This window comes from Roseibium sp. MMSF_3412 (assembly GCF_030733265.1).
Taxonomy (GTDB): Bacteria; Pseudomonadota; Alphaproteobacteria; order Rhizobiales; family Stappiaceae; genus Roseibium.
On the sequence record NZ_JASHJI010000003.1, the window covers coordinates 306687 to 330463 of the forward strand.

Annotated in this window: 18 protein-coding genes and 1 tRNA gene; 9 read left to right on the forward strand and 10 right to left on the reverse strand. The window is 59.3% G+C overall.

Going from position 1 to position 23777, the window contains the following annotated elements; genetic code table 11:
- The first annotated feature begins 916 nt into the window (after positions 1-916).
- From RBB49_RS07685 to RBB49_RS07705, 5 genes are all read left to right on the forward strand, one after another.
- Complete coding sequence (locus tag RBB49_RS07685; protein WP_306142130.1) at positions 917-4144, forward strand: helicase-related protein; 3228 nt, start codon at positions 917-919, stop codon at positions 4142-4144.
- 38 nt (positions 4145-4182) lie between these two features.
- Positions 4183-4548, forward strand: a complete 366-nt coding sequence (locus RBB49_RS07690; RefSeq protein ID WP_306142385.1) for an RNA-binding S4 domain-containing protein — start codon at positions 4183-4185, stop codon at positions 4546-4548.
- Positions 4549-4765: 217 nt separating this feature from the next.
- Positions 4766-5098: a ferredoxin FdxA gene (fdxA, locus tag RBB49_RS07695; RefSeq protein ID WP_306142131.1), complete on the forward strand. Its 333-nt coding sequence runs from the start codon at positions 4766-4768 to the stop codon at positions 5096-5098.
- 452 nt (positions 5099-5550) lie between these two features.
- Positions 5551-6150, forward strand: a complete 600-nt coding sequence (locus RBB49_RS07700; protein ID WP_306142132.1) for a CarD family transcriptional regulator — start codon at positions 5551-5553, stop codon at positions 6148-6150.
- A 217-nt stretch (positions 6151-6367) separates the two neighbouring features.
- Positions 6368-7231 (forward strand): RNA polymerase factor sigma-32, encoded by an 864-nt coding sequence (locus RBB49_RS07705; RefSeq protein WP_306142133.1) that lies wholly within the window; start codon positions 6368-6370, stop codon positions 7229-7231.
- A 35-nt stretch (positions 7232-7266) separates the two neighbouring features.
- Here RBB49_RS07705 and RBB49_RS07710 read toward each other — a convergent pair whose 3' ends face one another.
- Positions 7267-8709 carry a M48 family metalloprotease gene (locus RBB49_RS07710; protein ID WP_306142134.1) on the reverse strand — a complete coding sequence of 481 codons (1443 nt, stop codon included), beginning with the start codon at positions 8707-8709 and terminating at the stop codon, positions 7267-7269.
- 58 nt (positions 8710-8767) lie between these two features.
- The gene (locus RBB49_RS07715) at positions 8768-9634 is read right to left on the reverse strand and encodes a hypothetical protein (RefSeq protein WP_306142135.1); all 867 of its coding nucleotides are present in this window, start codon (positions 9632-9634) and stop codon (positions 8768-8770) included.
- 368 nt (positions 9635-10002) lie between these two features.
- Here RBB49_RS07715 and RBB49_RS07720 point away from each other — a divergent pair.
- Positions 10003-10079, forward strand: a tRNA-Arg gene (locus RBB49_RS07720).
- Positions 10080-10914: 835 nt separating this feature from the next.
- Here RBB49_RS07720 and RBB49_RS07725 read toward each other — a convergent pair.
- Positions 10915-13284: a hypothetical protein gene (locus RBB49_RS07725; protein WP_306142136.1), complete on the reverse strand. Its 2370-nt coding sequence runs from the start codon at positions 13282-13284 to the stop codon at positions 10915-10917.
- A gap of 874 nt (positions 13285-14158) precedes the next feature.
- On the opposite strand from RBB49_RS07725, the gene RBB49_RS07730 reads away from it, so the two are divergent.
- The gene (locus tag RBB49_RS07730; protein WP_306142137.1) at positions 14159-15223 is read left to right on the forward strand and encodes a helix-turn-helix domain-containing protein; all 1065 of its coding nucleotides are present in this window, start codon (positions 14159-14161) and stop codon (positions 15221-15223) included.
- 468 nt (positions 15224-15691) lie between these two features.
- Complete coding sequence (locus tag RBB49_RS07735; RefSeq protein WP_306142139.1) at positions 15692-16657, forward strand: AraC family transcriptional regulator; 966 nt, start codon at positions 15692-15694, stop codon at positions 16655-16657.
- Between the two features lie 47 nt (positions 16658-16704).
- On the opposite strand, the gene RBB49_RS07740 is transcribed toward RBB49_RS07735, so the two are convergent.
- Together RBB49_RS07740 and RBB49_RS07745 are read right to left on the reverse strand one after the other, a co-directional pair.
- Positions 16705-17661, reverse strand: a complete 957-nt coding sequence (locus tag RBB49_RS07740; RefSeq protein ID WP_306142140.1) for a hypothetical protein — start codon at positions 17659-17661, stop codon at positions 16705-16707.
- A 47-nt stretch (positions 17662-17708) separates the two neighbouring features.
- Positions 17709-18677, reverse strand: a complete 969-nt coding sequence (locus RBB49_RS07745; protein WP_306142141.1) for an SMP-30/gluconolactonase/LRE family protein — start codon at positions 18675-18677, stop codon at positions 17709-17711.
- A 275-nt stretch (positions 18678-18952) separates the two neighbouring features.
- On the opposite strand from RBB49_RS07745, the gene RBB49_RS07750 reads away from it, so the two are divergent.
- The gene (locus RBB49_RS07750; RefSeq protein WP_306142142.1) at positions 18953-20083 is read left to right on the forward strand and encodes a CaiB/BaiF CoA-transferase family protein; all 1131 of its coding nucleotides are present in this window, start codon (positions 18953-18955) and stop codon (positions 20081-20083) included.
- Here RBB49_RS07750 and RBB49_RS07755 read toward each other — a convergent pair.
- From RBB49_RS07755 to RBB49_RS07775, 5 genes are all read right to left on the reverse strand, one after another.
- Positions 20080-20613 (reverse strand): MaoC family dehydratase, encoded by a 534-nt coding sequence (locus RBB49_RS07755; RefSeq protein WP_306142143.1) that lies wholly within the window; start codon positions 20611-20613, stop codon positions 20080-20082. The genes RBB49_RS07750 and RBB49_RS07755 overlap by 4 nt on opposite strands.
- A gap of 72 nt (positions 20614-20685) precedes the next feature.
- The gene (locus RBB49_RS07760) at positions 20686-21138 is read right to left on the reverse strand and encodes a MaoC/PaaZ C-terminal domain-containing protein (RefSeq protein ID WP_306142144.1); all 453 of its coding nucleotides are present in this window, start codon (positions 21136-21138) and stop codon (positions 20686-20688) included.
- Positions 21135-22190 carry a Gfo/Idh/MocA family protein gene (locus RBB49_RS07765; protein ID WP_306142145.1) on the reverse strand — a complete coding sequence of 352 codons (1056 nt, stop codon included), beginning with the start codon at positions 22188-22190 and terminating at the stop codon, positions 21135-21137. Before RBB49_RS07765 ends, RBB49_RS07760 begins: the two co-directional genes overlap by 4 nt.
- Before the next feature lie 135 nt (positions 22191-22325).
- Complete coding sequence (locus RBB49_RS07770) at positions 22326-22655, reverse strand: L-rhamnose mutarotase (protein WP_306142146.1); 330 nt, start codon at positions 22653-22655, stop codon at positions 22326-22328.
- A gap of 9 nt (positions 22656-22664) precedes the next feature.
- The gene (locus RBB49_RS07775; RefSeq protein ID WP_306142147.1) at positions 22665-23777 is read right to left on the reverse strand and encodes a mandelate racemase/muconate lactonizing enzyme family protein; all 1113 of its coding nucleotides are present in this window, start codon (positions 23775-23777) and stop codon (positions 22665-22667) included.

Genomic DNA, 23777 nt, shown 5'->3' on the forward strand with positions numbered 1-23777 from the left:
GGAAAAAGATACGGAATTGGCGAAAGTTACGGTTGTAACTAGACTTAGAAAAATTTTTGCAGCGCAGCATGAACACTTCAAACGGCAATCGGCAACCGGAAAAAACAGGGTGAATGCCCTGTACCAACCTGGAACGCAGTTTTCCGGCTTCCGGCCCGAACACCCGAATCTAAAAAAACAGCCACGCTTGATTTGGCACCAACGTGGCTCCGAACCCCAATATCTGGTGCGGAACAAATCCCGAACTTCACTGCCTGAGCGATTCGTGCCGCATTCGTTCCTGCTGTGTCCGGGCGGTAAATGCAGCAGCGGCAACACCAGAACAGGCATTCAGACTTATTTAAGACTTGACATGATTCGCCGATCAATCTGGCCGCATCGTCCAAAACGACTCAACCCATTGGCCAGATTCACGATTTTGTACCAAAAATTGGGGAGAGGCCAACATCTTGTAGGGAACAAATCCTGAATCAGCGCGAGTCAGCGATTCGGTTTCGGTTTGTTCTGGAGTCGTTCTCCACAATTAATTAAACCGCGCGAAATACGGGACTTTTGCCAAAAGAATTAGCGACAGTCGCGGTTTCGCTGTGCTAGATAGCCCGCACCAGATATAGGCGCAGAGCCCTGGGGTCAGGACCCATTAATTGGAATGAATTGGTAGAGATGAATTTGTTCGGATACGAGGCGCACAGCTGCGGGAAACCGTCCGGTTTCCAAAGATTTGCAACGACGTTGCCGGGCAAATTCATTCTATCCCTTAGGGACGCAAAAACGGCTTTGATCTGCTGCGTCAAACCGCTCAACCGGGCAGGAAGCCCGCTTGTCGCGCCTTTCCTTGCAGCTCATCGCCGTTTGCTGCGCCAATTCAACCCAATTAATGGGTCCTGACCCTAGAAAGCCGACCACAAAAACTCCCATGCCCCGTCCTTCAACGTTGCCTTTGCCGCCTTCGGCCAGGTCCCGCACCGTAACGGCGGTCCTGGGCCCGACCAATACAGGCAAGACGCATCTGGCCATCGAACGCATGCTTGCGCAGCCCTCCGGCCTGATCGGCCTGCCGCTTCGCCTGCTCGCGCGCGAGGTCTATAGCCGCATCGTGGAGCGCTCGGGTGCCGACTGCGTTGCGCTGATCACCGGGGAAGAGAAGATTATCCCCGACACCCCCCGTTTCTGGGTCTCCACCGTCGAAGCGATGCCGCTCGATCTCGACACGGAATTTGTCGCAATCGACGAAGTGCAACTGGCCGGCAATCTGGATCGCGGACATGTCTTCACCGACCGCATTCTGAACTTGCGCGGACGCTCCGAGACGCTGCTTCTGGGCGCATCGACCGTGCGGCCGCTTCTGGAAAAGCTGCTCCCCGGCCTGAACGTCATTACCCGTCCGCGCATGTCCGTACTGGAATATGCCGGTTCAAAAAAGGTCTCCCGCCTTCCTGCGCGGTCCGCGATTGTCGCCTTCTCGTCCGATGAAGTCTATTCGATTGCCGAACTGATCCGCCGTCAGCGCGGCGGCGCGGCCGTCGTGCTCGGCTCGCTCAGCCCGAGGACCCGCAATGCCCAGGTCGAGCTGTTCCAGAACGGCGACGTCGATCATCTGGTGGCAACCGACGCCATCGGCATGGGGCTGAACCTCGACGTCCACCACATCGCCTTCGCCGGCAACCGGAAATATGACGGATATCAGTATCGTCAGCTGACCGCGTCCGAGATGGGCCAGATCGCCGGGCGTGCGGGCCGTCACACCAAGGACGGCACTTTCGGCGTGACCGGACGGGTCGATCCGCTTGACGATCACCTCATCGAACAGATCGAAAGCCACCAGTTCGAGAGCCTGAAAGTGCTGCAATGGCGCAACAGTACGCTGAATTTTTCGTCGACCGCTTCGCTGCGGCAAAGCCTCGAAAAAGTACCTCAGGAAGAGGGACTGGCGCGCGCGCCGACCGGCGATGATGTAACGGCCCTTGAACATTTGTTGCGCGATCCGGCAATATCCGGCATGGCACAGGGCGAAAAAGCGGTCGAACTGCTATGGGACGTGTGTCAGGTTCCCGATTACCGCAAGATCGCGCCGGCCAATCATGCAGAGCTGCTGAACGCCATCTATACCCATCTGATACAGGAAAATTATATCGCGGATGACTGGTTCTCGCGTCAATTGGCCTTCGCAGACCGCACAGATGGTGATATCGACACACTCGCGAACCGGATCGCTCACATCCGGACGTGGACATATGTTGCCAATCGACCCGACTGGCTGGCCGATCCGGCCCACTGGCAGGGCGAGACGCGCGACATCGAAGACAGACTATCTGACGCCCTTCACGAGCGCCTGACACAGCGCTTCGTGGACAGGCGGACAAGTGTATTGATGCGACGTTTGAGAGAGAACGCAATGCTGGAAGCAGAAATCACATCGAGCGGCGATGTGCTCGTGGAAGGTCAGCATATCGGGAATTTGCTTGGCTTCCGGTTTGCGCCAGATGCGGCCGCGGAGGGGCCGGACGGTAAGACGGTCCGTGCTGCCGCCCAGGTCGCATTGACAACCGAGATCGAGTCGCGCGCCGAAAAACTCGGGAAATCCGAAAACGGCGATTTCGTGCTGACATCGGAAGGTGCCATCCGCTGGCGCGGTGAACCTGTTGCCAAGCTGGTGGCCGGTGAAGATGTCCTTGCGCCAACCGTTCTCCTGCTCGCGGACGAACATCTGACCGGAACGCCGCGCGACACGGTTCAAAACCGTCTTGATCTCTGGGTCAAGGCCCAGATCGAAACGCTCCTGAAACCGCTGGCCGATCTGAAATCCGGCGAGGGCCTGGAAGGGCTTGCGCGCGGCATCGGTTTCCGCATCGTCGAGGGCCTCGGCATCCTGGAACGCCAGGACGCATCCGACGAGATCCGTCAGCTGGATCAGGACATGCGTGCCTCGCTGCGCAAGCACGGCGTGCGCTTCGGTGCCTATACGGTCTTTGTGCCCGCATTGCTGAAACCGGCCCCGAGCCAGCTGATTGCCCAGCTCTGGGCCCTGAAGCACGGTTCGCTGGACATGAACGGCATGACGGAACTGCCGCAGTTGTCCGCGTCGGGCCGCACGTCGATCCCCGTCGACGAAACAATCGACAAGGCGCTCTACAAGGTTGTCGGGTTCCGGGTGTGCGGCTCACGTGCCGTGCGGGTCGACATTCTGGAACGCCTCGCGGATCTGATCAGGCCGCTGATTGCCTGGAAACCGCTGGATGCGGATGTCAGCCCGCCGGAAGGTGCGATCGAGCAGGGCGGCGGCTTCATGGTGACCGTGGCGATGACGTCGCTTCTCGGTTGTGCGGGCGAGGACTTCTCCGCTGTCCTGAAGTCGCTCGGGTATCGTGTCGAAACAAAGGAAGTGCAGCGGCCCGTGACGGTCAAGCCGGAGACGGCAACAGCTCCGGACGAGACCGTGTCCGGGGCCGAAACGGCGGATGAAACCGCACAAGCGGACGAAAACGCTGGCGTAGCTGCTGAAAGTGAGCCGGCAGAACCTGCCGTATCCGCAGACCCGGCTGCCGAAACCCCAGGCGAAACCGAAAGCACCGCTTCGGGCGAGGCACCGGTCGAAAGCGAAGCGGAACAGCCGGTTCCAGCCGCAGCGGTTGCAGCAGATGAGCAGGCAATGCCTGTTGATGCCGCCTCGACAGATGATCAGGCGGCCCCGGTGGACAACGGCGACGAACCTGCGGAAAGCGCAGCGCAGCCCGAAGCAGACGAAGCTGTTGCTGCAAACACTACCGCAGCTGACCAGGCGGACGGCGCCGTTGCCGAAGCAACTGATGGAGAAAGCCCGGAACCTGTCGAGATGGAAACCGTCACGATCGAGATCTGGCGGCCCGGACGGCACGACCGCAGGCCACGCGGACGGCAGGACCAGCGCCGCGGCGATCACCGCAAGGGGCAGAACCAGGGACCGAAGGGCGGTCAGGCAGACAAGCGGCACGGCAAGGGCGGCGGCGGCAAGGGCGGTCCGAACCGAAACCGGGGCGGCAACAGGGGCTTTGACGGCGGAAATCGCCGCAATGCGCCGCCCAAGGACAAACCGATCGATCCGAATTCGCCATTTGCGGCCCTCATGGCCCTGAAGGCGGATATGGACAGCAAGGACAAGAAGTAATTCCGGCCGCCGGCCAGAATGCACCGGACGCCGGCGTCCTGCGCGTCGACAAGTGGCTCTGGTATGCCAGGGTCACAAAATCGCGCTCCCTGGCACAGAAACTGGCGACATCCGGCCACGTCCGGATCAACAAGGACAAGATCGCCTCTGCCAGCAAGACCGTGAAATCCGGCGACGTTCTGACCATCGTCCTTGAGCGCAAGGTTCTGGTGTTGAAAATCGTGGCGCTCGGCTCGAGGCGCGGGCCATATGAAGAAGCCCGCACGCTCTATGAGGATCTGTCGCCTCCGCCGCCGCCCAAAAAGGACGCGCCCCCGCCCCCGCCCGGGCAACGCGAGGCCGGAGCCGGCCGGCCAACCAAGCGCGACCGCCGCAAGATGGACGCTTTCCGGGGTGAAAACTGAAGCCAATTCCTGTTTTTGAAGAGAAAACGGAATAACTTTCTCTTGTGCGCCCGGATTGCGTCATCCTGGACGCTTGCGCGCACCAGACAAAGACGATAGGCAACACCGATCTGATTTTTTTGGCCGTGCACCCCGCTTTGGACGTGCTGCACGCAAATGTAAGCCGGTCGGAAGACGGTTCGTAAAACCGGCCGGCGTGACCCGCAGCGAGGATACGATGACCTACGTCGTCACCGACAATTGCATCAAGTGCAAATACACGGACTGTGTTGAAGTTTGCCCGGTGGACTGTTTTTACGAGGGCGAGAACTTCCTCGTCATCAATCCTGACGAATGTATCGACTGCGGCGTCTGCGAACCTGAATGCCCGGCCGAGGCAATCCTGCCCGACACGGAACCGGGCCTGGAGAAGTGGATCGAAATCAACGCCGAATATTCCGAAAAGTGGCCGAACATTACGGAGAAGAAGGATCCGCTTCCCACTGCCGAGGAATTCGACGGCAAGGAAAACAAGTTTGAAGAGCATTTCTCGCCGAATCCGCCGTCCTGATTCGACGCTGCTTTACGTGTGCGGCAACCTGCCGCATGCGGCGTTTTCGCGAATTTCTGCTGAATAGATTATTTAATTCAACGGCCTGCACGCGGTGCTCAAGTGGCCGTTTTGTGGTCATTGTGCATCACAAAAGCGTAACACTTTAATTTTCCACAAAAGTATGTTACATATTGGGGATAGTCGCCAACCACGAGAAGAACCCCCAAAACGGAGTTTACAAAACGTGTTCCGGATCCAAGTGAAACCGGAAACGTCAACTCCCGGCAGCTCTTATGACTGAACAGTTTCTATAGTGGAAAGGCACGACTGACCAGCCCTGACACGCCGCATATCAACAGGCGTTCCGTATCGGATCGCTCGGCGGGGTTCGTGTCGCATAAAAACAGATGGCTAACACGGCCAAGCATCGGTCTGAAGAAGATCGCAACTGCGCAGGAGAGAATATCAGTATGGCAACAAGCAACAAAAAAACCGCGCAGCGTCAAGGTTTCAAAACAGGCGAGCATATCGTTTATCCGGCACACGGTGTCGGCCAGATCACCGCCATTGAAGAGCAGAGCGTTGCGGGTCACACTTTGGAGTTGCTCGTCATCGTTTTTGAACAGGACAAGATGACCCTTCGGGTACCGGTCGCGAAAATCGCGTCTGTCGGCATGCGAAAGCTCGGCGATCCGGCGGCCGTCAAGAAGGCACTTGAGACAGTTCGCGGCCGGCCGCGCGTTAAGCGCACCATGTGGAGCCGCCGTGCACAGGAATACGAAGCGAAGATCAATTCGGGCGACCTGATCGCCATTTCCGAAGTTGTTCGCGATCTTTACCGGTCGGAAAGCCAGCCGGAACAGTCCTACTCCGAGCGCCAGCTCTACGAAGCGGCTCTTGATCGCATGGCGCGCGAGATAGCCGCTGTCAACAAGTGTTCGGAAACGGAAGCTGTCAAGCAGATCGAGCAGAACCTTGCAAAATCCCCAAGCCGCCTCAAGGCAGCAGCTGCTGCCGAAGCAGACGGGGAAGCGGACGAAGAAGACGAAGGCAAGGAAGAAGCTGCCTGAAATCCGACGATCGATCGCACGTGAGTTTCGAAAGGGTCCGGTTTGCGCCGGACCCTTTTTCGTTCCGCAACCTGAAGCAACCGGATATCACTCCCGACACGGCCGCTCACACAAGCATCACGCAGAAGTGCAAAAATTCCACGCCAACACCCTCTCCGGGTGATCTAACCTGCACATTGATACGTAGTTAACCCGATAACACATCGGAGCGTCAGTCATGTCGGGAAGCGAAAAGCGGCAATTGGTACAGGCAGCGATGAAGGCCCCCTACCTCACACGTGAGGAAGAACGGGAGCTTGCGATCCGCTGGCGGGATGATCGGGACGAGAAGGCGCTTGAAAAGTTGTCGCTGTCCCATATGCGTCTTGTGATCGCCGTGGCCTCGCGCTTCCGCAATTTCGGCCTGTCGCTCGGCGACCTGATCCAGGAAGGCCATGTCGGTCTGCTGGAAGCTGCCGCCCGTTTCGAGCCGGCGCGCGAAGTGCGCTTCTCAACATACGCGACCTGGTGGATCCGTGCCTCGATCCAGGACTACATCCTGCGCAACTGGTCAATCGTCCGGGGCGGGACCTCGTCAACCCAGAAGGCGCTTTTCTTCAATCTGCGCCGTCTCAGGGCGAAGCTTTCGAACAATCAGACACCGCTTACCGACAGTGAACTCCACCAGAAAATCGCCGATGCGATCGGTGTGAAACACGCCGATGTCGCGTTGATGTCTGCCCGCCTGTCCGGCCCTGATACCTCGTTGAATGCGCCCGTCACAGACAGCGAAGGCTCCAGCGCCGACAGGCAGGATTTTCTTGTGTCCGACGCGCCCCTGCCGGATGAGATCGTTACGGGCAACATCGACACGGAACGCCGGAGAAAATGGCTCTGGTCGGCGCTGAAGGTTCTGAGCGAGCGCGAGTTGCGCATCGTCAAGGAACGGCGCTTGTCCGAAGATGGGGCAACACTTGAGTCGCTTGGCGAAAAGCTCGGTATTTCCAAGGAACGCGTCCGTCAGATCGAAAGCCGCGCAATGGAAAAGCTGAAGTCGGCACTGTTGAACGAACAGTCTGACGAAGCGGTCTACAGCGTCTGATCAATCAGCCGCTGCTTCTCCCGCCTTTCAGGACGTTATTCAACCACGAGCTTCACGGCCGTCCCCTCGGGGATGGCCTTGTTTGGTTCCAGGTCATTCAGGATCGAGAAGAACTGGAGCCTCCGGGACGGTTCCACTCCGCTCATGCCGACGGCCAGCTTGCGCGGCGTGTCACCCGGCTTCGTCTTGATCACCTTGATACGCAGCGACTGAAGCCGCGCCCGCTCGGTGGGCGTCAGTTGCCGGAAACTGTCCACTGTCGCGCGGAAATCCGTGTCGAACCGCTGGTTGGGAGACCGGCTTGCAAAGATGAAGCGGTAGCCGGTCCGGCCAATCCGGACAACCGCGATCCGGAAGGACCAGCCTTGTGTGATCGCGGCGCCGGTCACCCCCGGCAGCCCGTTGATGGTCGTCTCCCGGACACTTTCCGGAAGCAGGCCGTTGATCCAGCCGGATTTCATGTAATCGACTAGGTTCGGAAAACCGCTGACATCAGCACCATCGAAGCGGATGGCCGTTCCGTCGCCGTTGCTTGCCAGCACCGCTTCGGTTGAGTTCTCCAGGATATAGCCCTGTGGCACCGTGAAGCCGATGCCAAGCGCCTTGTGTAGGAAAGAACGGCCGCGCACGAATCCTTCGAGCGGGTCATCACCGTAGAGCATGCCGTTGATCTGGGTAAGATAGCGGTCCCGGTCCCGCTCACCGATCCCGGGTGTGCCGATCTGACGCGCGGATTTGACCGCGATCTGCAGCCGCTCCGGCGTGGAAGGGTGCGATGACAGAAAATCCGGAGCCCCGGTCGAGGACGAACTGTCCGCAGATTGATACTGCGCATAGGCGGCCATGGAACGCAGGAAGCGGGCAGCCGCATAAGGGTCATAGCCGGCCCGCGCAAGCGTCTTGACGCCAATGGCATCCGCTTCCAGTTCCTGAACCTGGCTGAACCGTGCAAATGACAGCTGCGACGAGATGATGGCCTTGCGCGCTTCTTCCGAATCCTGCACCACGTCGTTCAGGATCCGGTCGGCCAGTTGCTTGGCTTCCGCGCGCTGCTGGCGCTTGATGGCATGGTTCGCTGTCACGTGCGCCATTTCATGAGCCAGGACGGCAGCGACTTCCGACGTGTCGTTTGCAAGCGCAAGCAGCCCGCGCGTGACGTAGAGATACCCACCTGGAAGCGCAAAGGCGTTGATGGCCGGAGAGTTCAGGATCGTGATCTTGTAGCTCTGCGAAGGGTCGTCCGATGCTGCAACCAGCCGTCCGACGACACTCGCCACCGCTCGTTCCGCGCCCGGGTCCTTGTACACGCCGCCATATGTGGCAACGACCCTTGGGTGCTCGCGTGCACCGATATCACTGGTCAGGCTGGGGCGGACGCCCGTGGAGACGGTGCCGACGCTGGTTCCGTCGCCGAGGATCTGGCAGGACGAGACAAGCAGCGACAACGCGATCGCGCCGGCGGCACGAAGTGCACGCAAGTGCGGCAGGCCCGCACGTCGCGCACCCGCGGCCGTCATACGCATGCCGCGCCGGGAATCAATTGCCGTCCTGACCGCCACTTACCACCCTTTTGTGTTCGAGTACCACGAGCTGTTCCGGATGCCGAAGCGCAATATACGGCCCGTCTCTTTCCTGCAAGACGCCTCTTACCTCGACACTGTGACCTTCAAGATCGTCGACCTTGTGGCCGGACTGGCCGAGGACAGAGTTGAACATGCTTTCTTCCGAGGACTTGAGTGTCACCGTGAGATCGGACTTCCAGTGTCTTCCAAAGTTGAGATAGCGGGTGCTGGCCGTTTTTCCAAGTGAAACCACGCGTCCCCTGGCAATGACATAGCGTCCTTCATAACCGGCAAATGTCTCCGGTTCAAAAGTGGAAAAGAGCGTGTTCCCGTCTGCATCCCTCCAGTGGCCTGATCGGGCACGCCTGGCCGTGCGTTCGGTCGCGCGCAACAGGTCGGCGCAGTCTCCAGCCGCGACATACGGTGCAAACAGGGCTTCTCCGCTCTCAAGGATTTCCGTTTGAAGGAGCAACGTTCCGTCTCTGTCCTGACGGACGATCCAGGCGGGCACGAGCCCCCAGCGATTCGGTCCGGAAACGGGCAGCGCCGAGAGTTTTGCGGCACCCGTCATCAGACCGGAGCCGGCCGATACGCGTCTTGCCGTATCCGCGAGCAGACGCAGGTCGGTGGCAAAATAGCGCGCGCCGTCAACACCTTCGAACGTCAACGCACCTGCTTCACTGACAAGCGGCACCCCACCGTCGGTGTCCCCGGCACAAGCCGCGACGACTGTGTTACCGGCAACCTCGTGCTCTGACGAAGGAGCCGCGCGCTCTGCAGCGACGGGCGCCGTACTCCCGAAACCAGCAGCACACACGGCAATGAACGAGACGGCAGCCAAGCGCCGGTGACCTCGCAGGACCTTTGGCGCCTTGTTGCGCGGGGGGGCTTGTCCGTCTGTCGCCACCGCGTCAGGCATCTTTGCCAAAACCGGCGGTACCGGCAGTCCCAGCCGGTAAGCGCGCATGCGCCGGACTTGCTGAAAAAACGCGATGGGCAACCATCCCCCTTTTAAATTGCGCACCTTGCGTCTGCTTGAGCGCCCGGTCTCCGCTGATAAGCACTGAATAAGGCAAGGCCGAGACATGGCCGTGAAACGGGCCGGCATGCGGGGTCATTCGTCGGGTGTGCAGAAGGCGCGCGGACTTTTCTCCCGGACAATCTCCGGGCTCGCCAAGTCCGCCAATTCATGCTAATCGACGCTTCACCGGCCCCGTAGCTCAGCAGGATAGAGCATCAGATTCCTAATCTGAGGGTCACAGGTTCGAATCCTGTCGGGGTCACCATATTTTTCAGTATTTTCAGTTGCAGCCGTTAATCCGGATGCCTTGGTCGCGCCACGGCAGGACGACCATATATTGGTCTTGTTTCGGGGCGGGCGTATCAGTGCGCGGTCCATCCTTCGAGACAGGCCTCCAACCTTCCTCAGGATGAGGTGATGCTGCCACAGTTCACGCCTCACACCACAGAAGCGGAACGCCATGGATGCCATGGCCAAGCTCACTGCTGTCCGGTTTAACCCGGCAATGACCTATGCGGCGATCCCTGGTCGATGAACTTGTCATCCCTGCTGAAGCGGAGCGGAAGGCAGGGAACCAGTACCCTCTTGTTTCTCCATCTTCATCTAACCTCCAGCGACACGGCGTACTGGATCCCGGTCTTGCCGCATATGCGTCAAACCGGGACGACAAGTCCGGGAAGCAAGTCTGTATCCCGACCTGGTACCGATCGGAATTATGAAGCTCTCTCACCGACATAAGTTAGATCGCAACTTCTAAGCCGGACAGCACCGGGTCAAGCCATGGCATGACCGGCACAGGAGATCTTGTCCGCAAGACCTGTCGGCCGCTTCCTGTCTGCGCAACAGGGAAAACCGCTTTCCCGTCACCGCGCCATCCGCCACGAATTCCGTCATTGCAGGGCTCGACCCTGCAATCCATTCCGGTACTTCTCCGCTCGGGACACTTAACCGAACGGCTCCTCGGACCCCGGTTTGTGCAGCATCTCTGGCGCCAGTTAAAATCTTCTTCCAAACAGCAGAAACTGACCGCCCGGAGGTCCGCCGGCGGCCAGCTCTGTGAGGCCCCGCGCGGGTGGGGCCGCGGAAAGGTGTGTTTCTGTCTAGAACCGCAGTTTCAGACCGGCATTGATGGAAACCTGCTCATCCGTATTGTAGCCGGCCTCGAAATAAGTCGGACCGACTTCCAACGCAGCGAAGCCGCGTGCGGTGAAGCCATTGTCATAGGGTGTTTCCAGGTCGGTGCCCATCAGGTTGTAGCCAACAGACTGGCCATCGGCATAGCTGGCCTCGACGCCGTAGCGGATACGCGTGGGGAAGCTGTCGTTTGCCAGGGGGAGATTGTGCGCCATCTGCAACTGCGCACCGATGACATTGCTGAACCGGCCGTCAACATCCAGCTGCGTGCCGCCTGAAAAGTCAAAGTCATGACCCTGCGTCCATGTCCCGAGATAGTTCAACCGGAAGGAGCTCCCGGCGATCGGTCCCTTCACAAGAACCGAAGGTGACAGGAAAATGGACGCATAGTTCGCCGTGTCCGAATCAATCCCTCCGGAGACCCGGTTGTCGGCCATGTCCCGGTCGGTCCTGTTGTAGGCCGCGCCTGCCGTCAGCGATACGTTGAGCCGCGTGGCGATCGTGCTGGCAATACCGCCGAACACGGTGCCGGAATACGTATCGTAGGAGACATCCTCGTCACCGGAAACGCTGCTATAGGCAGCACCGGCAAAGAAGCTGAGCCTTGACCTGTTCACGCCGACGATCGTGCCAACCGAATATCCGGTGTAGCGGGGCGTGTGATCGGCGCCCGTATCCAGATAGCTCACGTCGTCGTCGCCCTGGTCCTGCACCCAGCCGCCGAACACCCGAGCCCACCTGTTTGCCATTGCCTCGGCATCGCCATTGAAGGCGAAATCACCGGCCGGCGGGCGGGCATCGGTGCCATCATCGATGGCATTCTGGATTTGCGAAACCATCGACCAGGCGACCTGGTCCTGCTGGGCATAGCTGTCGAGATCGACCACATACAGCGTGTCGCCGACGACAACGTGGCCGTGCCTTGAGGCGATGCTGAACGGCAGATTTCCATTTGTCGTGTCAAAGCGTATGGCCGCATTCAGCCCGTCGCCGAGATGGAAATCGGTGTATGGCTGGCTGGCGGCACCGATATAGACATCGCCATGGAGGATCGATCCGTCGAGCAGGTAAACGCTGTTCCTGTCACCCGTCGCCAATCCCCCCGATCCGAACGTATTGACATCAATCGAGTATCCGTCGCGGGAAAACACGCGCCCGTAGTTGACGAGCTTGTGTCCGTCGTGCCCGCTAAGCGTAATGCCGTGGGTATTGTCGCCCTGAACGGAGATGCGCCCTGTGTTCACGGTCAGGTCGATTTTCAGATCGGTCGGGACCGTCGTACCGTTCCTGTAGTGCTCTATCCCGTGCGAGTCGTCGTTGAACGCCAGGATCGTGCCGTTGTTGATGATCGTGCCGCTGTTGCCGTTATAGTCGATACCGAACCCTTGCGGCCGGATTTCGATGTAACCGTTGTTGATCAGGGTTGCATGATTTGCCTCGGCCCTGAGCCCGGAAACATCATAGATGCCGTTACTGGGAGTGGTCCCGATCATCAGGATCCTGCCGTTGTTCACAGCCGTGGAATAGATCGAGAAAAAGTCGTCCGCCAGTTCGACTTCATCCGTGTTGGGATCATTGTCATGATCCCAGGTAACACGCGACGCGCCATCCAGATAAATGCCGCGGCTCTGAACCGCGTAGGACGTGATCGTGCCGGTGTTGACGACATAGTGGCCGCCCAACCCGACCGAGGGCGTGTTGGTTACCTCCAGAAACGAATTGATCCTGATACCGGCCGATGCCCCGGCTGTCTGGTAAGGCAGCCCGGTATCCGGGTCGATGTGCGGATTGGTGGGTTGCTGTGGCGTCGCCGTCCAGGTCAGGTAGTCTTCATTGTCTTCCAGAATATCTTCGCTGATGACGATATCGCCGGTATTATAGACCGTGTAGCCGTCTGCGTCGTAGCCGAAGATGGCATTCCCGAAGTAATCGCCGATGCTGATAAATCCGTTGTTGATGATAGTGGCATTATCCGACCCCAACACAAAAATGCCGTCACCATAGCCGAGCGACTGCGGATCAGCGGCGTTTGTGCCCGCGTTGGTACCGGATGTGATAATGCGACCGTTGTTGGTTACGGTCACACCCGTTCTCGAAAAGATCTCCAGGCCGACGGCGTCGGTGATATCGATTTCTGTGCCCTCGGCGAGCGTAACCGAATTCACGTCCAGGGGAATCGTGATTGCACCATTCGCCCGGGAAGAATCGAAAAGCGGATGATCAAGCGAAATGAGGATATCGGTTGCATTGGCCGGGACCGGCAACGCAATTGCCGTCGAACACAATAACGCGCAGGTCAGCGGCAGGAGTCGCTTGTTTGCGAGCGGATTTTTCATCGTCTTTTTTCCTTGTGCTGCGCGGTCTGCGCGCCGGCTACTCGAAGGCCTGGTTGGAGTGAGGCACACGCACCGGGCCTGGCGAGCGGAGCTGGCCGGGTCTCTCTTTGCCGTCTGGCGAACGTGGCTGGATTGATGGAAAAGGAGTGCCCGGGAGCTTGCGGAAAGAAGATGTTCACGCGCCGGAAAACGTGCTCACACGCGCGAATGAAGTAAGGCCTGCTTATGCATCTGCCCGCCTCACGCCTGCCCGCTTGCGAAGATGCGGCCAGAAATCTTGCGTGTGAAATTCCCGATACCCTGGTCAACCCGGACCTACCCCTAAACTGGGCCGCGCGGGTTGGGAGATCGGGCCGCTAAACCCGATTCCGCCGCCGAACAACAGCCGTTTCAGTTCCGGGAGAAGGGATCTCATTGGCTTGGGAAACCGGCCATTTTCCAACGTCCGATTTCCTTATTCATTCCTCCAATTCGAAGTGTTCGGACGAACTGGAGCGGCGGCACGGAGTGCTTTCCGGCGAACAAACGGGATCCGTCGGCAAATTCTGGAGCATGAAACAAGAATTCAGGAGGCGCGAAAAAACGGAGGCAGGGCCGGAATGGTAATTTGCGGGCCGGCCGCAACTCTTCGCAGTCATCGCGAGCGGCTGCCGGGACAGCCTTCCGCAAACGAAGGGCGATGCGCGGCGCGCAAGCGACGTCTGTCCGCGGATGGATTTACTGCATCGATACGAAAGCGCGCCTTCATCATGAGATTTTCCGCCGCCTCCGCCTGCCACCCCGGTTTCGTCAGCAAGCGGTCGGTGCGTCATGACAGCCGGTCACGAAGACGGATCGAGGTCTTGTTCCGCTTCACAATTCCAGGGGTAGCGCGATGAACATTCATTGCCCGCTGGATGGCCGCGACCAGCCGGAAGCTGTCGCCTCCGAACCGTCTGCCGCAAGGAGTTTCCGTTGCAGCGATCTTGAGCAGTTTTCGAAGCTCTTCGACGGACTGGAACTGGAGGGCATACAGCTCAGTCCGGGCAAGTTCGACGGCAGCTTGGTTGTTACCTCCATGGAAGAAGCCTCGATCCACATTTCGCGCTGCGTGCACGCGATGGAAATGCGTATGCGGGTCGGGCCGAAGAGGTTCCTGTTTTGCGTTTGCCTTGAAGATGACAGCAAAGAACTGGTTTTCGGAGCGCGGGACCCCGGTTCTTGGATTTTCCTGTTGCCGCCGGAAGGATGCGCGGCCATGCCGGCACCGCAGGACTGCACGCTTGTCACCATGAGCATTTCAAGCGAAGCCATTCTCGAAAGTCCGTTTCTGGGTCCGGAAACGAGAAACTGGTTCAGCGCGATACGGCAGGAAGGAACGTTTCTCCGATCGAAGCATCTCGCCTCCCGGGTGAAGGAGGATGTCACGCTGGCGCTTTTGGGAGCTGAAAGTGGTTCGGCGATCACGCCCCCAAAGTCGGATCGGTCTGTCTGCCAGGCAATGCTGTCCGGCATCATGTCCGCCTTTTCACTGGAGTGGCTGGTGCATGGCGGCTTCGAAATTGATCGTCGCGCGACGGCCACGGATCGCTACTTCCGGGCACGGCACCTGATCTGCGAGCACGATTTCACGATTGGAGAAGGACTGAATGACGCGCTTTCCGGGCTGGGATCGGCTCGATCAGTCGAGCAGGCATTCTCCAGTCATGTGAAAATGGGACCGCACTCATATGCGCGCGCCATTCGCCTGCACAACACACGGCAAAGATTGCGGGACAAGCGCTACGCCGATGAATCCGTCGGCAACATTGCCGCACAAGAAGGCTTCTGGGACTGCAGCCGGTTTGCACTCTACTACCGCAAGCATTTTGGCGAGCAGCCGTCTCAGACCCGCAAGAAAGCCATGGTCCGGCAGCGCTCTCCGGACTTTGCGTCTGCTTTCAAACGCTTTCGCCACTGATTGATTTGCGAGCGTTTCAGAAGCTGGCCCTGAAGCTCCGGGCCTGATTGCCAATATTAAAATGTGATGCCGTTCTGCATCCCGGTTTTAGGCGAACGGCAGGGCCCGTTGTTCCGTGTGGCCGCAGATCAATACAAAACGCAGACACAAGAGGCGTGCCGGGTTCCGGACTTGCGTTGCGCGTCTACGGGAGCTCCAGGCTGAGTGACCGAGGATCGCCTCACCTGGACCAACTGAGCCAAACTTGAGGCAGCGAATCAAACCGGTCGCCTACGAGCTCCAATTTCCACATTTCTCGTATTTATTACTTGAATTCTTCATCCTTGTTTTTTGAAACGCCCAACTTCTTTTCCATTCGTCCAAAACACGGTCTGCAGTGATGCGGGTCACTTTCGGTTGCTTAAAATTCACCTAAATTGCTTCCAATATAAATCCACCATGTCACAAATCTCATTGTGGAGATGAAGTTTGGACTTGATCAGCAACATCCTGAAACACATCACCGTCAAGAACCGGGTAACAGGGTTGTTGAACCTGCGCGGTGATTGGGCGTTTGAATCTCCCGAGGCGGATGAGGCCGTGTTTCATTGCGTTTTCAAGGGATCCGCCTGTGTCACATTCCGCGACAGGGTCGTCCATCTGCAAGCGGGAGACATGGTCATGTTCACGAAAGGACACGGCCATGTGCTTGGGAGCACACCGAACGCTCCAATGGTCACTTTTGCGGAAAACGACACCCGCGTCCGAATGCACGATGTGCATGCCGGTGAAGTGTGCGAGGTCGTCAAGAGTGCAGACGGTGACGAGACGTCCATCATCTGCGCACGTTTCAACTTCAGCAGCCAGACCGCCAAGGATCTTGTCGAACACTTGTCGGAGCAGGTCGTGCTGCGGGAGCGGACCCACACCAGCTTTTCGGCCCTGGAGCCGGTCTTGCGCGCGGTCGCAGCCGAAGCACATTCCGATGACCCGGGCGCGCTGGCTCAACTCGATGGACTGGTCAATCTGTTGTACATGTCGTTCATGCGCGGCTGGCTGAAGGACTACGCACCGGGAGAATCGGGCTGGATTGCCGGTCTGAAGGACCCCAAGGTCGCAAAAGCTCTTCAGCTGATCCATGCCGACCCCGGAAAAGACTGGCAGGTAACGGACCTTGCCGCAGAGGTTGGAATGTCGCGGTCGAATTTCGCGGCCCGTTTTTCCGAAGTTACCGGCGCCACGCCGGTGCGCTACCTGACCCGCTGGCGCCTGATCATGGCTGCCAATCAGCTCGAAACGGAACCCAACCTCGCAATCGGCTCGATTGCTTTGGCGGTCGGCTATGATTCCGAGCCTTCGTTCTCAACTGCCTTCAAGCGCGAATTCGGCAGCCCTCCGGGGACCTGGCGACGGGCCCGGCTCAATGGCAAATCAAACGTGATAAGAAGCGTCTAGAACGCAACAGCTGCGAGCAGCTGTTTGGCTTGTCCCGGCCGGAAGCATCATTCCAGATAGGCTTTTTCAGGTGTGGAGGCGGGTATGATCTCGTCCAGGATCGCGCCGGCCTCATACCCCAGAAGGTCGACTTCCATCCGTTTCGGGTCTCCGAACGCCCATGCACCGACAATCCTTTGCATGCGCACATATCCGGCATAGTCGATCATCTTGTCCTTGCCGTGGGTGTCGACCGCAAACAGAACCTGACCCGCATCCATCTTGCCGGGCATGACCCGTTGCAGGTAGAGCCGCACGACATTGACCGCACGCACATCCGGGCCGCCGTGACTGACCACGTAGATCCGCTGCCAGTCGCCTTCGGAAAGATCGTCCCGGGCAGCGGTCACCGCCCGGTGAAGCGCTTCCAGTTCCACGCGGGCCGCATCGCGCATGTTTGCGCTCCAGACCGGGCGCATTCGGTTGATCGCGGCTGAGACGTCCGCGCGGGTGAGCGTTTCAGCCGATATCCACTCGTCAATGAACATGTCTGCCATGCCCAGCATCTCGCGCTGTTTCGCGATGGTATCCGCCGGGAGGTCCAGACCATCAATCGCGGAGAGAAACGCTCCGATCTCGGCCCTGATGACGGCAAACTCCGTCTTCATCCGCGCTTTCCCGGCATCGTCCCGCGGCCACGGTGTCACCGCCCCGATGATCCCGAGCAGCACATGGGAGACGGTCTTGAGCTCGTTATATCCCTTGCCATCTCTCGGATAGGTTGTCTCGCCGTCTTGAGTGACAACGGTCACGTCACGCGCAATGAGCATGACCGGTCGTGTCCTCGCCGTCAGCTCCGCCTGGCCGCGGCGCAGGATCGAAAGCATGGCCCGGTCGAAATTGCGCAATGCCTCTTCAGCCTTTTCCCCGTCTGCGGCAGCGACGTCCGTGCCGGTACCGGCAAGAACTGCGGCGGCAAGGAGCGAACCCGCAATCGTGACCCGCAGCGTGTCGAAAACACCCATTTCCCCTCTCCCCGATTTGCCCTTTCCGGCCGCGAAACCGGCGTCTTTCAGCCGCCTCTCACCCCGGCAACATTGACGTAAAGCGCATAGACCGAATGGCTTGCAGCCATGAACAGGCGGCTGTTGGCGCGCCCTCCGAAACACAGGTTCGCGCAGCGTTCCGGCAACACGATACGCCCGATCGGTGTACCGTCCGGTGCAAAGACCATGACACCGTCCAGATCCGCCGATCCCATGCCCCAGCCGCACCACAGGTTGCCTTCCACATCGACGCGGAAACCGTCCGGCGTGCCGGGTCCCGCATCGATCAGAATCCGCTTGCCCGAGATCGATTTGCCGTCCGCCGCGACATCGTATTCGAGGATCTTCCGGGTCGGAACGCCGCGGGATTCAACGATATAAAGCTTGCTCTCATCCGGCGAAAAGGCCAGTCCGTTCGGACCCAGAATGTCGTCGGCGACGATCGATGCCTTGCCTGTCTCCGGGTCCAGCCGGTAAACGTTCTGGCCGAGCTCGGGCTCCGACCGGTGACCTTCATAGTTTCCGAGAATGCCGAAGGGCGGATCGGAAAACCAGACCGACCCGTCCGACTTCACCACGACATCATTGGGAGAATTCAGGCGCTTGCCCTCGAACTTGTCGATCAGGACAGTGATCGTGCCGTCATACTCGGTGCGTGTGACCCTCCGGCCACCATGCTCGCATGTGATCAGGCGTCCCTGCCGGTCCCGGGTCTGGCCGTTGCCGAAATTCGACGGTTCGCGATAGGCGGAAACCGCACCGGTGACCTCGTCCCAGCGCATGATCCTGTTGTTGGGAATGTCGCTCCACAGGAGATAGCGGCCATCGCCAAACCAGACGGGCCCCTCGTTCCAGCGGCAGCCCGTGGCCAGCCTCTCCACACCGGCAAGCGGCAGCTTCAACGCATCGAAACGCGGATCAAGCGAAATGACGGACGGATCGGGGTACCGGGTCGACGGCGTCCAGCCGCCGCTCTGATTGTTGTCGTTTGACATTCTTTCACATAACTCGCGCGAGACAGATGGATAAGCAGGAGCCAGGTGACCGAGCCCGGATTGATTGAACCGGTCAGCGCCTGACTCCCGGGCATTTTGCGCAGGTCTTTGCGCCGCTCGCAACTGTAGGCCTACCTGGCGCAGTCCGGGGCTGCAACGGCACCAGGCCAAATCAGGCGCAGGTGCGGGACGCGACAAACTTGAAGAGGTGCGCTGGCTGATATATTGGTATATGAAATAATGTTTCATATACGGATTAATGGGAGCGAAACGTCATGAAACCGCTGGAAGGGCTCCGTGTCCTGGATTTTGCTCAGTTCCTGGCAGGTCCGATGGCCGCGCTCCGGCTTGCGGACCTTGGAGCGGAGGTGATCAAGATTGAGCGGCCCGGCGTCGGTGACCTGTGCAGATCGCTGGTGATTTCCGATCAGAAAGTCGGTTCCGACAGTCTCCTGTTCCATACGATCAACAGGAACAAGGCGAGCGTTGCCGCCGACCTGAAAAACCCTGAAGATCTGGACAGGATCAAAACCCTTCTGAGTACCTCTGACGTGATGATCCACAATTTCCGGCCCGGCGTGATGGAACGGATCGGGCTTGGCTGGGACGACGTCAGCAAGATCAATCCCGGACTCGTCTATGGTGCCGTCACCGGCTACGGCACGACCGGTCCCTGGATCAAAAAACCCGGGCAGGATCTTCTCGTCCAGTCCCTGAGCGGCATGGCCTGGCTTTCAGGGAACCGCAACGATCCGCCGGTTCCGGCAGGGTTCGCCGTTCTCGACATTACCTGCGGCAATCATCTGGTGCAGGGCATCATGGCGGCCTTGCTCCGGCGCGAAAGAACCGGCCAGGGCGGCCTTGTGGAAGTCGACCTGATGTCCTCGGCGATCGACATGCAGTTCGAGCTCTTCACCGCGTTCCTCAACGGCGACGGCGCCATGTCGGAGCGCAGCGCCATCAGCAACGCAAACGCGTCCGTCGGCGCGCCTTACGGGATCTACGCCTGCAGGGACGGTTACATCGCCATTGCCATGACACCGGTTGCAAAACTGGCGGAACTCCTGGACTGCCCGGACCTGTTGCCACTCGCCGACCCCGCCCTCGCTTTCTCAGAACGGGACGAAATCAAGGGTGTGCTTCGCGACTTTCTCCTGCAGGACGACGTTGGTCACTGGCTGGACAGACTGGAACCTGCCGACATCTGGTGTTCCCGCGTTCTGGACTGGCCGGAGCTGATCGAAACGGAAGGATTTGCGGCCCTTGATGCCGTTCAGACCGTCAAGGCGCCCGACGGTACAGCAATCAGAACAACCCGCTGCCCGATCCGTATGGACGGGCAGGTGATGACGTCGGATGCGGGCGGCCCCGCCCTCGGTGCGGATACCGGGTCTTATCTGGATTAGGAGATTGCCGAAGAACCGGTCCTCTTTTCCGGGGTGAAATTCTCAGGGTGGCGATACTTCACAGTCTGCAGATGCTCGGCATAAAGCGCCAGTTCACCCTTGTTCTTGTAGACCTGATAGGACACCTTCACGAGGCCCATCTCTTCGTATTTGGGACGTTTCTCGAGGTTTGTCCGCACCGTGTAGATGGTATCCCCGATGAAAACCGGCTTGATGAAACGCAGCTTGTCGTAGCCGTAGGAAAACGTGTTGATGTTGTTATGCGCCATCAGCCCGAGGCCGTAACTGAACACCATGGCCCCGGCGACCAGACGACGGTTGAAGACCCCGTCCTCAGACGCGAAAATTTCGTCCGCCACGTAAGGGTGATTGTCCATGACAAGGCTGTTGAACAGCATTGCCTCACCTTCTGAAATGGTCCGGCGGATGGAGCGCCACTTGTCGCCAACCTCAAAATCCTCATAGAGCCAGGTTTCCACGTTGAACAGCTTCGCGTCGTCGTGCTCATCGTCATAGCGCAGGTCACTCATGGCTTTCGTTCCTCCAGAATTGGCGGGTCATCTCGAACGGTTGTCAGCAGGGCGATGGGACATTCGCGCGGGTCACGCTTCCCCGCGCATCTGCACCAGGTAGATGTGCTCGGCAAACAGGACGGTTTCGTCCCGCTGGTTCAGGACCTCGCACTTCTCGAAAACCTGCCCCATGCCGTCCCGTTTCGGGTCCGGAAACTTCCGGTCAATCGTCAGGCGCGTGCGGATCGTGTCGTTGATATGAACCGGCCTGATGAAACGCAGTCGGTCGTAGCCGTAGGAAAAGGCCACGGGATTGATGGCGCTCGCCGTCAATCCGATGCCGATGGAAAACACCATTGTGCCATGGGCGATGCGCTGTCCGAAGTCCTGCCTGGCGCACCACTCGGCATCCATGTGATGCGGGAAGAAGTCACCCGTGTGCCCGGCATGGACGACAAAATCCGTTTCCGTAATCGTTCGGCCGAATGTCTCGCGGACATGCCCGATTTCGTAGTCCTCGTAGTAGATTTCCTCAATGTTCATTGCGGCTTCCTTGCAATCGGCGTGGCAGGTGCAGCGCTGCTTTCGTAGGCGGCTTCGACAAGAGCCATCGTGTACCAGGCATCCTCGACACCGCTGATAAGGTGCTCTTCTTCCCCGGTGGCGACACGCTGCAACTGGCTCATCCGGCTGGTGAAGGCATCCGGAAACCAGCTGCCGTCAAGCTCAATGCTCCGCCAGCCGTCACCTGTGTTGATTTCAAGAATGTCCGGTTCGCCCCTGGGGTAATCGAGATTGACACCGAGCTGCAGGTAAGCAGCGCCCTTTGTCCCGCAGATGCGGAACTCGCACGCCTGGTGTTTGCGGCCGAATGCATGATTGTGGTTGATCGACAGGGCACAGCGGACGGTGTCACCATAGTCCAGGATCGCGGCCGTGCGCGTCTGCGCAATTCTGGACGAGGGATGCCCCATCGACTTGGCATGCACGCCCGACGGATCACCCAGCAGGCCGCGGATGAAATCGAGATAGTGAATGGAGTGCAGGCTGATTTCAACGCGCGGCAGAGGCTCGAGAAACTTCCACAGGCCCCAGGGCGTATCGAGTGCAAGCCAGGCGTCGAAATCCACGATTTCACCGAGGAGCCCCCTGTTCACCGCATCCCGCAAGGCCAGCATCATGGGTGCAAAGCGCAATTGAAAATTGACCGCAGCCAGAAGCTCGCGTTCCCTGCAGATCTTCAGGATCTCGGACGCACCTTCCAGGTCGCTTCCCATGGGCTTCTGAAGCAGGACCGCGGCCCCTTGGGGAAGCATGGAAAGAATGCCCGCATGGGCATCAGGTGGTGTTGCAAGATCGAATATCGCGCCCGCTTGGCCGGTGGCTTCTTCCGGGCTGGAAAATGCCTTTATTCCGTGTGTCTGCGCGACCGCCCGCGCCTTTTCCAGATCCGGGTCGTAGAGGCCCGCGACGGGATATGCGGCATTGGCATAGGCTGGCAGATGTGCGTCCGTCACGATGGAGCCCGCTCCGAAAATGACGATCGGTTTCGGATTGGCCGCTCTTGGCCAGTGCTGTTGCAGATCCTCAAGCATCGCGTTTCCAGAGCCTCTCAACTATTGAGCAGGAAAACCGGCTGTACCGGCTTCCTCGAAGGGTCCTAGTCACCTGAATCTGAAGTTCGCTTCGGAGACTGCCGGAGCAATGATGCGCACTTCAAATTCACCGCATTAGTCCAGGTGGAAAACCTCTTCCATCATGGCCCACCATTCCCCGTCCTTCCGGGTTTCCAGCGGTATCTGGCAGGGCATGCAGACATCCCACCAGCGCTGCGTTTCCGGATCGGCGGCCATTTTCGCAGCGTCGGCCGCAAAGTCCTCGCCGTGATACTCCCAGTAGCCGAAGAGCAGGTTTTCCGGTTCCTTGAGGTAGATGGAATAGTTGCGGATGTTGCAGTCCGAGATCATCTTCAGAACGCCTGGCCAGACATCGGCATGCAGCCGCTTGTATTCGGCGACTTTGTCCGGCTCCAGGCCGATCATCATTCCCATTCTTTGCATGACGCGCTCCTATTGCGGGAATTCGGCATCGAACGTTGCGATCCGGGCCGCAGCCAGCTTGCCCTCGTCCCAGTCGATCCCGAGACCCGGTGTATCGGACGGATAGGCACAGCCAGCCTCCATGCGCATCGACGACGCGGTCAGACTGTCGAGCTGCGGAATGTATTCCAGCCAGGGCGCGTTCGGGATTGCGCAGACAAGACTGACATGAAGCTCCATCAGGAAATGCGGGCAGACCGGGACATTGTGGGCTTCGGCCAGATGCGCAACCTTCATCCAGGGCGTGATGCCGCCGATACGGGCCACATCGACTTGCACGATGGAGGCCGCGCCGCTCACCAGATAGTCCTTGAACTGGCTGAGAGAATAAAGGCTCTCGCCGACAGCAATCGGGACGGAAGTGTGCGCGGCGAGGCGCGCGTGTTCCATCACATCGTCGGCCGGCATCGGCTCCTCAAACCAGCCGATATTGAATTCCTCCAGCACCCTGGCCCGGCGCGTCGCCTCGGCACGCGAGAAGCACTGGTTGGCATCGACCATGATTTCATAGGCATCGCCCACCGCCTCTCGTACGGCCTTCAGGCGCGCGCGGTCCTCGCTCAGATGCGGGCGGCCGATCTTGATCTTGGACCCCGCAAACCCCATCGCCTGGGCGGCAAGCGCGTCATCGACCAGAGCCTGTGTCTCGATGTGAAGCCAGCCACCCTCGGTGGTGTACATCGGCACGTGATCCTTCGCGCCGCCGAGCATCCGCCAAAGCGGCAATCCGGCCCGTTTGCAGCGCAGGTCCCAGAGCGCCGTGTCGATCGCCGCAAGCGCCAGCGACGTGATTGCTCCGACCGCCGTTGCGTGCGTTGAAAACAGGAGATCGCGCCAGATCCGGTCGATCTCCTCGGCCTCCCGCCCGATCAACCGAGGCACCAGGGTATGGCCGAGCAGCGCCATGATGGCCGGTCCGCCCTGGCCGATCGTGTAGCTGTAGCCGCGCCCGGTTACACCGTCGGCGTCGGTGATCTCGACAAATGGCGTTTCCTGGCTGACGAAGCTCTGGATCGCATCGACCCGCTTCACCTTGGGCTTCAGGTCAGCCATGTAAATCCGGATTGTTTTGATCTCGGCCAT